This is a genomic window from Paenibacillus rhizolycopersici (assembly GCF_014947195.2).
Classification (GTDB): Bacteria; Bacillota; Bacilli; order Paenibacillales; family Paenibacillaceae; genus Fontibacillus; species Fontibacillus rhizolycopersici.
The window spans coordinates 49299-62814 of record NZ_JADCNN020000017.1; the positions used below are offsets into that span (position 1 = coordinate 49299).

The 13516-nt window shown below is 52.0% G+C and carries 11 protein-coding genes and 1 tRNA gene; 2 read left to right on the plus strand and 10 right to left on the minus strand.

Annotation, left to right across the window (positions count from 1 at the left end; all coding sequences use genetic code 11):
• Positions 1-190 precede the first annotated feature (190 nt).
• Both tig and IM700_RS16825 read right to left on the minus strand, forming a co-directional pair.
• Positions 191-1612, minus strand: a complete 1422-nt coding sequence (gene tig / locus IM700_RS16820; RefSeq protein WP_193418101.1) for a trigger factor — start codon at positions 1610-1612, stop codon at positions 191-193.
• Between the two features lie 249 nt (positions 1613-1861).
• On the minus strand, positions 1862-2806 hold the full coding sequence (locus IM700_RS16825) for a hypothetical protein (protein WP_193418103.1): 945 nt from the start codon (positions 2804-2806) through the stop codon (positions 1862-1864).
• A gap of 187 nt (positions 2807-2993) precedes the next feature.
• On the opposite strand from IM700_RS16825, the gene IM700_RS16830 reads away from it, so the two are divergent.
• Positions 2994-3067, plus strand: a tRNA-Arg gene (locus tag IM700_RS16830).
• Positions 3068-3962: 895 nt separating this feature from the next.
• Here IM700_RS16830 and IM700_RS16835 read toward each other — a convergent pair.
• From IM700_RS16835 to IM700_RS16865, 8 genes are all read right to left on the minus strand, one after another.
• The gene (locus tag IM700_RS16835; protein ID WP_193418104.1) at positions 3963-4784 is read right to left on the minus strand and encodes an alpha/beta fold hydrolase; all 822 of its coding nucleotides are present in this window, start codon (positions 4782-4784) and stop codon (positions 3963-3965) included.
• A gap of 130 nt (positions 4785-4914) precedes the next feature.
• The gene (locus tag IM700_RS23405; RefSeq protein WP_272491468.1) at positions 4915-5046 is read right to left on the minus strand and encodes a hypothetical protein; all 132 of its coding nucleotides are present in this window, start codon (positions 5044-5046) and stop codon (positions 4915-4917) included.
• Between the two features lie 206 nt (positions 5047-5252).
• Positions 5253-6203, minus strand: coding sequence for an L-lactate dehydrogenase (locus IM700_RS16840; protein ID WP_155606326.1), 951 nt, complete (start codon positions 6201-6203; stop codon positions 5253-5255).
• A 133-nt stretch (positions 6204-6336) separates the two neighbouring features.
• Positions 6337-7236, minus strand: a complete 900-nt coding sequence (gene nikC / locus IM700_RS16845; protein WP_193418106.1) for a nickel transporter permease — start codon at positions 7234-7236, stop codon at positions 6337-6339.
• 12 nt (positions 7237-7248) lie between these two features.
• Entirely contained in the window at positions 7249-8253 is a 1005-nt protein-coding gene (locus tag IM700_RS16850; protein ID WP_193418108.1) for an ABC transporter permease, read from the minus strand.
• 39 nt (positions 8254-8292) lie between these two features.
• Positions 8293-9957 (minus strand): ABC transporter substrate-binding protein, encoded by a 1665-nt coding sequence (locus IM700_RS16855; RefSeq protein WP_193418110.1) that lies wholly within the window; start codon positions 9955-9957, stop codon positions 8293-8295.
• Between the two features lie 468 nt (positions 9958-10425).
• Positions 10426-11427 (minus strand): ABC transporter ATP-binding protein, encoded by a 1002-nt coding sequence (locus IM700_RS16860; protein WP_193418112.1) that lies wholly within the window; start codon positions 11425-11427, stop codon positions 10426-10428.
• Entirely contained in the window at positions 11424-12413 is a 990-nt protein-coding gene (locus IM700_RS16865; protein WP_193418114.1) for an ABC transporter ATP-binding protein, read from the minus strand. Before IM700_RS16865 ends, IM700_RS16860 begins: the two co-directional genes overlap by 4 nt.
• A 527-nt stretch (positions 12414-12940) precedes the next feature.
• Between IM700_RS16865 and IM700_RS16870 the strand changes: the two genes are divergently transcribed.
• Entirely contained in the window at positions 12941-13459 is a 519-nt protein-coding gene (locus IM700_RS16870; RefSeq protein ID WP_193418116.1) for a glutathione peroxidase, read from the plus strand.
• The last annotated feature ends 57 nt before the right edge of the window (positions 13460-13516 follow it).

Genomic DNA, 13516 nt, shown 5'->3' on the forward strand with positions numbered 1-13516 from the left:
GCCCCATGTCATTTTTCGCCCCGTACAGTTTATGTTTGTTTTTACACATTATATAACCTAAGGCTTGTCCCGTGCGTAATGGAAATAAATGTATCGTTCGGAGATGAAAAATTAAGGCACGCATTTTATCATACGTGCCCTAACTTTTATCGTGATGTATTCAAAGAAGCGGGTTCAAGGCTAGAGTGAATTACTCTTCGTCTTGGGCTTCTTCGGCTTCGGTTTTGTCGGCGTCTGCTTTCGATTCAGCTTTCGTCGATTTCTTCGTCGTTTTCTTTGCAGCCGGTTTAGCTTCTTTAGACTTTGCTTCCGCTTGCTCGGCTGGAACTTCTTTGCTGTTCTCCAGCAAGAACTCGATCGTCTTGCGGATCAGAATTTCCTCGTTCAAGCTGCCCAAAGAACCATTCGCCGCCAAGATGTTGCGGATTTCTTCCGGCGTACGCTTGTAAGCTTCCGCCATATCGTTCAGTTCTTTGTTGATTTCGTCTTGAGTTACTTCGATCTTCTCAGCCTTCGCAATCGCTTCAAGCACCAGGTTGTTGCGAACGCGTTTCTCGGCATCTCCCTGCATTTGTCCTCTGAGGTCATCCACCGTTTGGCCGGAGAAGCCCAGGAACATGTCCAGGTTCATGCCTTGCGAGCGAAGACGGTTGTCGAAGTCGCGAACCATGTTATCCACTTCGCCATTGATCATGGCTTCCGGAATTTCCACTTCCGCATTCTCGCCGATTTTATCAACGAGTGCCCCTTCACGGGTTGACTTCGCTTCTTGCTCTTTGCGGGAGCTCAGTTGTTTCTTCAGATCTTCCTTGAACTCAGCAAGCGTATCGAATTCGCTAACGTCTTTCGCGAACTCATCGTCCAGTTCAGGCAGTTGTTTGCGTTTGATTTCATGCACTTTCACTTTGAACACGGCTTCTTTGCCAGCCAGTTCTTCGGCATGGTACGTGTCCGGGAAAGTGACTGTTACGTCCTTAAAGTCGCCGGTAGCCAGACCTACCACTTGTTCCTCAAACCCAGGAATAAACGTGTTGCTTCCGAGTTCCAAGGAATAACGTTCTGCTTGACCGCCTTCGAAAGGCACACCGTCTACGGAACCGTCAAAGTCGATAACAACCGTATCCCCGTTTTGGGCCGGTTCTTCGTCAACCACAACAAGCTCTGCATGACGTTGTTGCAAACGCTCCAGTTCACTGTTGAGTTCGTCTTCGCTGACTTCAACGGTAACGGCAGGAACTTCTACGCCTTTGTAATCGCCAAGTTTCACTTCAGGTTTAACTGTAATTTTTGCTTTGAACTTGAAAGGTTGTCCTTTAGCAAATTGCTCAACGTCCACTTCAGGACGATCCACCGGGAAAATATCCGTTTGATCTACAGCTTCGCTGTACACTTCAGGCAGCAAGATGTCGATGGCATCTTGATACAAGCTTTCCACGCCAAAACGCGCTTCAAAAATCGGCCGAGGCACTTTACCCTTACGGAAGCCAGGTACGTTCGCTCTCTTTGCTACTTTTTGAAAAGCTTTATCCAGTGCGACGGCTACACGGTCCGCCTCCACTTCAACCTCGAGTACGCCGAGGTTCTTCTCTATTTTTTCCCAAGTTGCTTTCATTTTATGCCTTCCCCTCCAAATTTCACATATACTTTAAATACTGAAACCGAATCGCGAATAAAGCAGCTATTTCGAGGCATCTTGCATTAGGGTTCCAGTATAGCTGTCTCTATGAGCACGATCAGAATAACCATTATATTATAAACAACAAAACATCTTTTTACAAGAGCCGATCCTCAGCCAGGTATTGGGCGCGGCAAACGGATTTTTACAAGCTTCATAGAATGATCCTCTTTCTTGTCCCACCCGCTACATTCCGCGAAGCCGTCCCGAAGCGACGAATTTGCCGAGCAACCGGCAGATCTGCTCATACCGAAGCCGCAGCCCATCGGTAATCCCGTACATGGCGCGAATTTCCTCATCGCTTTGGCTGCCGGACAAGCTATCCGCTACCATTTGATGTAATGCCGCCGCCCAGATATCGATCACCGAATCCTCCTCGCTTAGGAGCGAACGATAATCCACCGTTCCGTATAAAGCCATGACGAACTGCGACCATAACTCTTGGGCAAAATAAAAAAGAGTCGGATCATGAACCTGCGTCAGATCTCCTACGCGGTCCAATACGGACTGCACGGCAGGGGGGAAATCCTCCGGTTTAAGCGGGACGGCTTCGATCTCCACCTCCACCCGCTCGCCTCCGCGCGTAAATACCAGCGTCCCTGTCGTACCACGGCGTCGCAGCGTTTGCAGCACCCGGTATTGGAGCAGCGGATGAAGCTCCTCCCGGCTAATCCATCCGATCAGCGCATCGTCGACTTCTGGCCGATCCAGGTAAGCGAGTTGTTCAAGAGCCAGAAACGTCTGTTCCGATAGCGGTTTGTCCCTCACGGTATGTAATAATTTGTCCGCATAACCCGCATCTTCAGCCAGTTTGGCCTCTGCGAGCCGGCGTGCCAACATTTCTTCGGTTTCGTCTTCATCCTCGAGACCCTGCGAATCCGTCATGCCGTTCTTCAGCGCGGGAAATGCGCCAATCAGCCAGTCAAGCAAAGCCTGCCATTCCTCGTAATGCCGTGGATCCTCACCCTGGCACTGAAGCAGGAACTGCAGAAGTTCAACGGCCTCCCCGTATCTTTCCGTCTCCAGCATGCGGGTCAATTCGATCTGATAGTAATCCAGTGTTTTTGGAAACAAGACGATGTTGTCTTTCTCATCGGGTCGTAAACTGCTGATAAGGGCACCTCCTTTCATCCGAATAGCAATTAATTGAGATTATAGCATAGTCCCCGGCGAAGACAAAAACCTTATGTCTGAGCGGGTAGCCCTGGCGCCTAGATCATGCGTCTGTAGTGCTCCTGCCAATTTCATCTTATGGTTCTTGATCCTGTACACCTCATATGATATAATATTTTTTGCTTGTGTTTTTCATATTAAAGATGTCCCAGTAGCTCAGCTGGATAGAGCAACGGCCTTCTAAGCCGTCGGTCGGGGGTTCGAATCCCTCCTGGGACGTAACAAAAAACACTTTCCTAAATGGAGAGTGTTTTTGCGTTCACAGGTTGGGATGAGAACCCCCGGTGGGGGGGGCGTCGAAGCGAAGCCGCCCGCCCAAGCGGGGCGGTTGAGCGGAGTCTCGAGCGCTGCGAGAGTACACCTCCTGGGACGTAACAAAAAACACTCTCCTAAATGGAGAGTGTTTTTGCGTTCACAGGTTGGGATGAGAACCCCCGGTGGGGGGGTGTCGAAGCGAAGCCGCCCGCCCAAGCGGGGCGGTTGAGCGGAGTCTCGAGCGCTGCGAGAGTACCCCGACTGGTACAAAAAGAGCACCCATATGGGTGCTCTTTTTGGATATATCCCAGGTTGGGATGAGAACCCCTAAGGGTTCGTCGAAGCCTGGTCGTTGCTGCCGCCGAAATCTATTCGAAATTTCGATTATATTCAGATCAAAACGGCAGATATCGTGAATTCTATACGAAATTTCATATAGATTTTGGGCTTTTAGCCTCCGCCAGGTCAAATATGTATGAAAAATCAGCTATAATTCGCCAAAAGCTCTGGAATCCGCAGATTCTATTCGATTTTTCGTATACATTTCAAACGAACGCAGCCACCCTGCGCCCCACTCCCCGTCCCCGCGCCGTTTCCGACACAAAGAAAGAGCCGTTTACTAGCTAATCCCCTTTATTCTCGTTCGGATTCACCCTCTGCAAATGCTCGACCGACTGCCGGATTCATTCACGCCACACGTCCACATCGATATTGGCGACTTTTCTTCAGGCAGGATCATCCGGCGCGAGTTAAAGGCTTGGTCTTGAACTCATACGTTCCGGAACACCTCCACCAAATTTCACCCGGGTCAGTCAAAATCGTATTCTAGTCTGCCTACCCACAACCCGATCTCAACTCATCATTCCTTATCCCAAGCTTCTTCAACCCGATCCAGCCACTCGTTCACCAACACGTTAAACGCATTTTCCTGATCGATCTGTAGGTTGTGTCCCGCCCGATCCATGACGGCAAACGTACCGCGTGGATACTGCTCCAATAATTGAAGCGCATCGGCATACCCAACCGTCGCATCCTGCTTGCCGAGCAAGAATAACGAAGGAGCTGCAAACGCCTCCTGATCGATGGAAAAAGAAAACCCATACCGCTTCCGAATCTTGTCCAAAAAAGCCGCATCCGCCAGACGGCACCCGGGGACGATCTCCTCGGCATACCTTTCCCAAGCGCGTCGGTCTAAAACAACCCCCATCGAGCGAAAATCCGCGTACTCCTCGGGTTGTAGTTCGGCAATTAGCATCGGGTCCTCGTAAAATACTGTATGCGGTGGTAACGCGCGCTCCTTGTCCGGTACAACCATAGGGCAAATCAACGCCGCACCCTCGACTCGCTGAGACCGACGGGCAATGATCCCTCTTGTCAAATACCCACCGTATGACTCGCCGGCTACCACGAAGTTCGATTCGGGGATCAGCTTGTCGATCAGTTCCAGCACGGCGTCCAGCATCCCGTCCGTACTCTCGATATCCGCATAATTGCGTGAGCGCCCCATCCCCGGTAAATCAAGGTAGATCCGCCGCCAACCTTCACGCTTCTCGAACACCGGCTCCATACAGCCGCTCATCAGCCGATGATCGGGTGTGAAACCGTGAATCATCACGATCGGGCGCCCCGAACCCTTCTCTTCATAATAAAGTTCTGCTTGGCTTACCTTGCAAAATGGCATATGAATACCCTCCCTATGCTTAACTTCTCTCATCATAAACCGAATGTATGTTCCTGTAAAGTCCTAAACATTCCATTATCATCCACCATAGCCAGGAATGAGCTCGTCGTTTAACCGACTGCCCCCCTCTTCACCGGGCCTCCTTCGCCAATCTAACCGGGTTCACCGAGAAGATACGCAGCGTGTCGTAAAATCCCTCCACAAAAATGCCGATCGCCTGGCTGGCCGCATCGTCCCCGAGCTCCGCCAGAATGGATATCACGATGTCCCCCGTCGTTTCCGGGACCTCCTTCAGCTTTTTTTCTACTATATAATGAAGAAGCCTTCCGGCAGAACCTCCTTGAGGATGAATTAACGCTCCTTCCCGGAACTTACATTATGGTGGCACACACCTCTTCAGCCGAAAAAAAAGAGCACCGATCCGTTCGGATCGATGCTCAGAGGCTGCCAATTACCTGCAGCCGCAGATTAAGCGCGAAGACTGGCGATCGCCGTCTTCATAATCCCGCAGGAATGCGCGAATTTTCGCTGTTCCTCCCAAGTCAAGTTCAACTCCAGCACCTCTTCGATCCCACCATCTCCAATGATGGCGGGCACCCCGGCGCAGACGCCTGTCTGCCCGTACTCTCCCTCCAATACAGCGGAGACGGCGATGATCTTATGCTCATCATTCAATATGGATCGCACGATATAGGCCAGCGCATTGCCAATCCCGAACTGCGTATTGCCCTTACGCGTAAATATTTCCCAGCCTGCGTCCTTGGTCTTCTGCGCGATTTCGTCCAAATCGACGTGGCGGAACCGCTCCTTGTGCTGCTCCAGAATGTGCAACAGCGGCTTCCCGCCGATCGTGACATGCGACCAGGCGACAAACTGCGATTCGCCGTGCTCGCCCATCGCGTACCCGTTAACGCTGCGCGGGTCGATCGAAAACACCTCCGACAGCAGCGTTTTCAGCCGGGCTGAATCGATTGAGGTGCCGGTACCGATCACTCGATTCCTTGGGAACCCGGATACCTCGCGCACGATGTACGTGACGATATCGACCGGATTTGCGGCTACAACAAATACCCCGTCAAACCCTCCGCCGACAATGCGACTGACGATATCCCGCGTGATTTTTTCCGCCTCTTCCAAGACGTCCAGCCTTGTTTGCCCTGGCTTCGGATTCGCCCCCGCTGTCAGTACAACCACATCCATATCGCGGCAATCTTCCAGCCGGCCGGCTGAAACTTTCGTGCGAGCTTGCGTAAAATCCATGCAATGCGATAAATCCAGCGCATGCGCCACCGCGCGATCGTACGTCCGATCGATCATCATGATCTCGTCGCAGACCGATTGGTTGATCATGGAATAAGCGCAAGCCGTGCCGACCAGACCGGATCCGACGATCGTCACTTTTCTAGCTTTTCTGGCCATCCCGCCGCCTCCTCATCCTTGCCACTCTCTTTAGCTTACGCCTAAATTATACCCGCAAACTCATACTCCGTATATTAGGCACAGCACACAAAAAAACTGCCGGGAAACCTCCCGGCAGTCGATTCTTAACAACTTAACTCTTCATCCGAGGATCCAGTGCGTCGCGCAAACCGTCGCCCATCAGGTTAAACGCAAGTACAGTCAGCATGATCGAAACCCCCGGGAATACGACCGTCCACGGAGCGGTGGCGATAAACTGACGCGAGTCGGACAGCATTTTGCCCCATTCCGGTGTAGGCGGCTGCGCGCCTAGACCGAGGAAGCCAAGGGCGGCTGCTTCGATGATCGCTGTGGCGATACCTAAAGTGCCCTGTACGATAATCGGCGTCAAGCTGTTGGGCAGGATGTGCCGCAGCAAAATCGCGCTGTTCTTCATCCCGATTGCACGAGCGGCGGTAATATACTCTTCATTTTTCAAACTCAATACCTTCGCCCGAACTAGCCGGCCATAGGTCGGAATGTTAACGATAGCGATGGCGAGCAGCGCGTTCTGCAGAGACGGGCCAAGAATGGCCACGATCGCGATCGCCAGCAAAATGCTTGGGAACGCCAGCAAAATATCGAATAAGCGCGAGATCACCATATCGATCCATTTGCCATAGAATCCCGCCAAAATGCCGAACAGCGTCCCCAGAATAATCGATCCCACCACGGAAAACGTCCCCACCCACAAGGAGATGCGGGCGCCGTATAGCACGCGGGTAAACAAATCCCGCCCGAGATCGTCTGTCCCGAACCAATGGGCCGAGGACGGAGCCTTCAATCGATCACGCAGTGCCTGCGTATCGTATTCATAAGGGGCGATGACCGGGGCCAGTAGCGCGATTAAGATGAAGAAGCCGATCATGATGAGGCCCACCATCGCGATTTTATTCTTGCGGAACGCTCTCCACGCATCGCGCCAAGGTCCGGAAACCTTCTCGGTCGGGATGGAGGTAGTTCCGTTAGATGTTGCCGTAGTTGCTTGTGCCATGGTTTCCCTCCTTTACCGGTAACGGATGCGCGGATCCACCGCTGCATACAGCAAATCCACAATCAGATTAATGACGACGAACAGAAAGGCAATAATCAGGATGCCGGACTGAATGACCGGATAATCACGCGAGCTGATTGCCTCGTAAATGTACCGTCCTACGCCCGGCCAGGCGAAAATCGTTTCGGTCAGAACCGCGCCGCCAAGCAGCGCACCTGTTTGTAGACCGATGACCGTCAGCACGGGAATAAAGGCATTTTTCAACGCATGCTTATAAACGACGATGAATTGCGACAGCCCTTTGGCTTTAGCCGTACGAACGAAATCCGAGTTCATGACTTCGAGCATGCTGGATCGCGTCATTCGGGCGATGACCGCCATCGGAATCGTACCCAGAGCCACACTTGGCAAAATCAAATGCTTGCACACCGTCCATAACTGATCCCATCGACCCGCGATGAGGCTGTCGATCAGATATAGATTGGTGACGGCTTCTACCGGATCCCGTTGATTCATGCGCCCAATCGAAGGCAGCCAATGGAGCTTGAGCGAGAAGATCCACTGTTCCATCAACCCTAGCCAGAAGATCGGCATCGACACCCCGATGAGCGCGATCAGCATGCAGATGTAATCGAACCAAGAGTTTTGCTTCCAGGCGCTGATAATGCCGGCGTTCACGCCGAAGAAAATCGCAAACGCCATGGCCGCCACGGTCAATTCTGCCGTTGCCGCCAGATACGGAGTGATCTCTTGGGCAATCGGCACTCTTGTGCGGATCGATTGCCCCAGATCCCCTTTCAGCAAATCCCCCATGTACGCGAAATACTGCTGATACCATGGATTGTTCAGGCCAAGCTGCTCGCGAAGCGCCTCTTTGGACTGCTCGGTCGCTTTCTGACCCAGAATCGTTTCCGCAGGATCACCGGGAATCGCATGGATAATGGAAAATACGATAATCGTCATGCCGATCAGGACAGGAACCATGATGAGGATTCGTTTCAATACATAAGCTTTCAAGATGAGGTTCACCTGCCAGAGGCGTTAAGATACCGCCTGTTATTCGAAATAGATATTGCTGTAGTACTCCGTACCTGTCGGCGCCGGGACATAACCTTTCAGATTTGCTTTCGCTGCCAAGAGCGGCGTCGTATGCACGAGCGGAATCCATGGAGCGTCGGCTTTGATAATTTCTTGAGCTTGTTTATACAACTCTTCACGTTTCGATTGCTCGGTTTCTTTTTGCGCCGCGACTAATAATTCATGAAGCTCGTCGTTCGCATAGTAGCTGTAGTTGTTAGACGGAATCGCGTCTTTGTCCAGCAACGTGTACAAGAAGTTGTCAGGGTCACCGTTGTCGCCGGTCCAGCCCAGCATGTACAGATCGTCTTTCTCGCCGGCTTGTGCATCATCCAGATAAGTGGCCCATTCCGGAGACTCAATGACAACCTTCACGCCAACGGCTTCGAAGTTTTGTTGAATGACTTCGGCAACTTTCTTGCCGTCTGGCATATACGGACGGGATACTGGCATGGCATAAAAGACGTATTCACCAGGCAAGCCGTTCGGATAACCTGCTTCCGCCAGCAATGATTTAGCTTTCTCTGGATCAAACTCGTAATCGGCGATGCTGTCGTTGTAGCCCCACAGGGACGGCGGCATCGGGTTCTTGGCAGGTTCCGCTTGGCCGGCGAAGAAAGCGTCAATGATCGCTTGCTTGTCGACAGCATAGTTCAGCGCTTGTCTTACTTTCACGTTGTTAAACGGTTCTTTCTTCGTGTTGAAGCCGACGTAACCAACGTTGTTGGAAGGACGCTCGATCTTTTGCAGGTCCGGGTTGGCTTCCAGCGTCGCCAGATCGTCCGGGCTCAAGTCTTCCATCAAATCGATCTCTCCGCTTTGCAAGGCATTGAAGCGTGCAGAGTTGTCCGGAATCGAGCGAACGATGACTTTATTCAGCTTCGGAAGGCCTTCTTTCCAGTAGCTTGCGTTCTTCTCCAACGTGATCGAATCGTTGCGTTTCCACTCTTTGAACACGAATGGACCTGTGCCAACCGGTTCGTTCTTGAAGTTCTCCTTCTTCTCCTGGATGGCCGTCGGGCTGGCGATTCCGAAGGAGGTCATAGCCAGGTTTTGCAAGAATGGAGCTTGCGGCTGGTTCAATGTGAATTCTACCGTGCTTGGGTCAACGGCTTTAACCTCTTTAATGACGCGTTTGCCGTCCGGACCAAACATGGAATCATAATAGTCGAAGGAGTCGCCTTCGAATTTGAATTCGCTGCTCGGATCCGTCCAACGGTTGAAGTTGAATACGACCGCATCGGCGTTAAATTCGGTGCCGTCATGGAATTTCACGCCTTGACGCAGCTTGAAGGTGTATTTCAAACCGTCATCGGACACGGTCCAGCTGTCGGCCAGGGAACCCTGAACCTCTGTAGTTCCTTCTTTGTACTCCAGCAGGGAGTCGAACACTTGGTGCGCGATTTTCAGCGATTCTCCGTCCGTGACGATCGCCGGATCCAGGGATGCAGAATCCCCACCGCGACCGACAATCAAGGTGTCTTGGGCAGAATTAGCCGGAGCGTTCGCTTCCGTATTCGTACCCGCATTGGTTCCGCCAGTATTGCTGCTGCCGGCATTGTTGTTCCCTCCGCAACCCGTCAAGGCAACGGCTGCGCTAAGCATCATGACTAAAACGACACTACTCCATCTCTTTGCTTTCATATTGTGGCTCCCTTCTGAATCACGATATATAATTTCTTGTTTATAAGAAGCCGGGCTTAGTTCCCAGCTATAAACCATAGCGGTAGTTCAAAACGTCATCTTTCGATCACGATGCGATATCAAGTAGTTGTTCGGCGTCGAATCTTGAATTCAGCCGGTCCTTCCGTTGCTCACGTAGCTTCCAGCTACGCTCCGCTACTCACTCCCTAGCTTCATCCAACCTTCTCGGTGCTCGAAACCTAACCTTTTGAACCTTTATTGAAATGGTAGTTCAAAACGTCATCCTTCGATCACGATGCGATATCAAGTAGTTGTTCGGCGTCGAATCTTGAATTCAGCCGGTCCAAGCCGATGCTTCCGAAGCATGTTTCCTTCGGAAACATTTCAGTTGCTCACGTAGCTTCCAGCTACGCTCCGCTACTCACTCCCTAGCTTCATCCAACCTTCTCGGTGCTCGAAACCTAACCCTTACGCTAAACTCGCGCTTCCTGCCGTCTTCGCTTCCGTGAACAAGTGGCACGCCGTCAAATGGCCCGCTTCCGTCTCGGCCAGCTCTGGGCGGTGCGTCCGGCAGACCTCCATCGCCATCGGACACCGCGTATGGAACGCGCAGCCGACCGGCGCATTGGCCGGGCTGGGCACTTCGCCCTGCAGGATGATCCGTTCTGCCTTCTTGTCCGGATCGGGCTCCGGAACCGCGGACAGGAGCGCCTGCGTGTACGGATGTTGAGGCGCCGAATATAACTTGTGCTTGTCGGCGATCTCGACGATCCGGCCTAGATACATCACCGCGACCCGATCGCAGATATGCTTCACGACGCTAAGGTCGTGGGCGATAAAGATATAAGTCAAGCCGAATTCCTCCTGCAGATCCTGAAGCAGGTTCACCACCTGCGACTGGATCGACACGTCGAGCGCCGAGACGGGCTCGTCGGCGACGATCAGCTTCGGCTGCAAGGACAACGCCCTTGCAATGCCAATCCGCTGCCGCTGTCCGCCGGAGAACTGATGCGGATAACGCTGCAAATGACTTTGTGTCAGGCCAACGACGTCGATTAATCGGTCGATCATCGCTCGCCGTTCCTTGGCGTTGCCCACGCCGTGTACGATCAACGGTTCCTCAAGGATACGTTGTACGGTATGGCGCGGGTCCAGCGATGAGAATGGATCCTGGAATACGATCTGCATATCTTTGCGTTTCTTACGCAGCGCTTCCGGAGACAGGGCCGTGATTTCTTCCCCTTCAAACATCACTTTCCCGCTGGTCGGCTCGATCAACCGGAGCAAGGAACGGCCTGTCGTCGATTTCCCGCAGCCGCTTTCCCCTACCAGCCCAAACGTTTCGCCCTTATTCACCGTAAACGAGATGTCGTCCACTGCTTTGACGAATTGTTGTGTCTGGCCGAACCAACCGCCCCCGAGGGGATAGTATTTTTTCAGATGCTCTACTTGCAGTAATGGTTCACTCATACGACTTCCTCCTGTGGCGTTTCATGGAGCCAGCACCGGCAGTTGTGCGCCGTTTCGTATTCCCTCAGTTCGGGCAGCTGTTCCAGGCAAATCGGCATTGCGTGCGGACAACGTTCGGCAAAGCGGCACCCCTTCATCTGAGTGTTCAAAATGGGCACGTTGCCTGGGATGGAGAACAGTCGCTTGCGTTCCTCGTCCATACGCGGCACTGACTTGATCAGCCCTTGCGTGTAGGGGTGCAGCGGATTTTTGAAAATATCCCGTACACTGCCTTCCTCTACGACCTTTCCGGCATACATGACCGCAACGCGGTGGCACATTTCAGCAACGACCCCAAGATCGTGGGTAATCATCATCACGGCGGTACCATTCTCTTCGTTCAATCGCCGAATGAGGTCAAGGATTTGCGCCTGGATGGTCACATCGAGCGCCGTAGTCGGTTCGTCAGCGATCAGCAGCTCAGGATTACAGGAGATCGCCATCGCGATCATGACCCGCTGCCTCATCCCGCCGGATAACTGGTGGGGATATTCGTCGATAATGGCTTCCGGTCTTGGTATGCCGACCTTTTTCAGCATGTCAATCGTATGCTCGCGGGCTTCCTTTTTACTTAACCCTCGGTGCAACCGGACCGTCTCTCCAATCTGCTGGCCGACCGTAAACAATGGATTCAGCGACGTCATCGGTTCCTGAAAAATCATCGAGATGGAGTTCCCTCGAATCGATCGCATTTCCCGTTCTTTCATCGGGACGATATCCTGCCCTTTAAACAAGATCGACCCGCTGGTGATTTTGCCGGGAGGCTGTGGGATGAGCTTTAAGATCGACAATGAGGTTACGCTCTTGCCGCAGCCCGATTCCCCAACGACGCCTAGCACCTCCCCCGGATTGACATACAGGTTCACGCCGTCCACCGCAGGGATTTCGCCTCGATCGGTAAAAAAGTGGGTGTGCAAATCCTCAATCTGCAAAATGGGTTGAATCATGTTACAGCCTCTTTTCCTGAAAAAATGGAATATCACGGTTTCGACAATGTCCGTCAATGGCAGACAAATGTGCAAACGTTCTATCTTGCTGTGATTTGCTAAAGCAACAAGTTATACAACTACCTTCCAACTCTGTTTTGCAGAAGGTCGGACCCTGTCGTTTTGTCCCTATAGAGCGGACGAATGTATATTCTCACTTCCTCACTGCAACCAACTAAAGTCCAAACTTAAGCAACTGCTGTAATCAAAGTGATATATGATAAATCACATTTTTTTGCCGTTTTTTCGCTAAAAGTGACGATTAATCGAACTATGGTCAATTGAAGTGTTAAGTTAACTGACACAAAACAGAAAAATGTTTGTTTGATAAGTTACTTTACAGCATTTTCACAGGATAGACAATAGAAAATTTCTTAATGTCATGTCTATGACAGCTATTCTTCGGGCGATCTATTCAAATTTGAAATATTGGGAACTTTTGGAGTAGAATAGAGGTAAACGTTATCAATTATGCGAGAGGTGATGTTATGAGTTCAGAGCCTAAGGGCATCTACGATATCGAGGTCCGTACCATCTCGGGCGAAACAACGACGCTTGCACCTTACCAAGGCCACGTACTATTGATCGTGAACACCGCCAGTGCCTGCGGGTTGACTCCACACTATGCTGGGATGCAGCACCTGTACAGCGAATACAAGAACCAAGGCTTCTCCGTCCTTGGCTTTCCTTGCAACCAATTTGCGGAGCAGGAGCCGGGAAGTGAAGAAGAGATTAAGACGTTTTGCGAAACGAATTATCAGGTCACCTTCCCGCTCTTCGCTAAAATCGACGTTAACGGAGCGCAAGCTCACCCGTTGTACCGATATCTGCGGGAGCATACGCCAGATCCTTACGACACCGGTGATATCGAGTGGAACTTCGTGAAATTCCTTGTGGACCGGGAGGGAGCGATCGTCAAGCGGTACGGCGCCCGCACCGAGCCCGCGGATATCGAATCGGATATTCGGGATCTGCTGGCCCGTCCGGCGGCAAAGCGCAAAGCTTGAGAACCTAATATGGATACCACGCCAATAAAGCCGCAGGAGCAAAACGCTCCCGCGGCT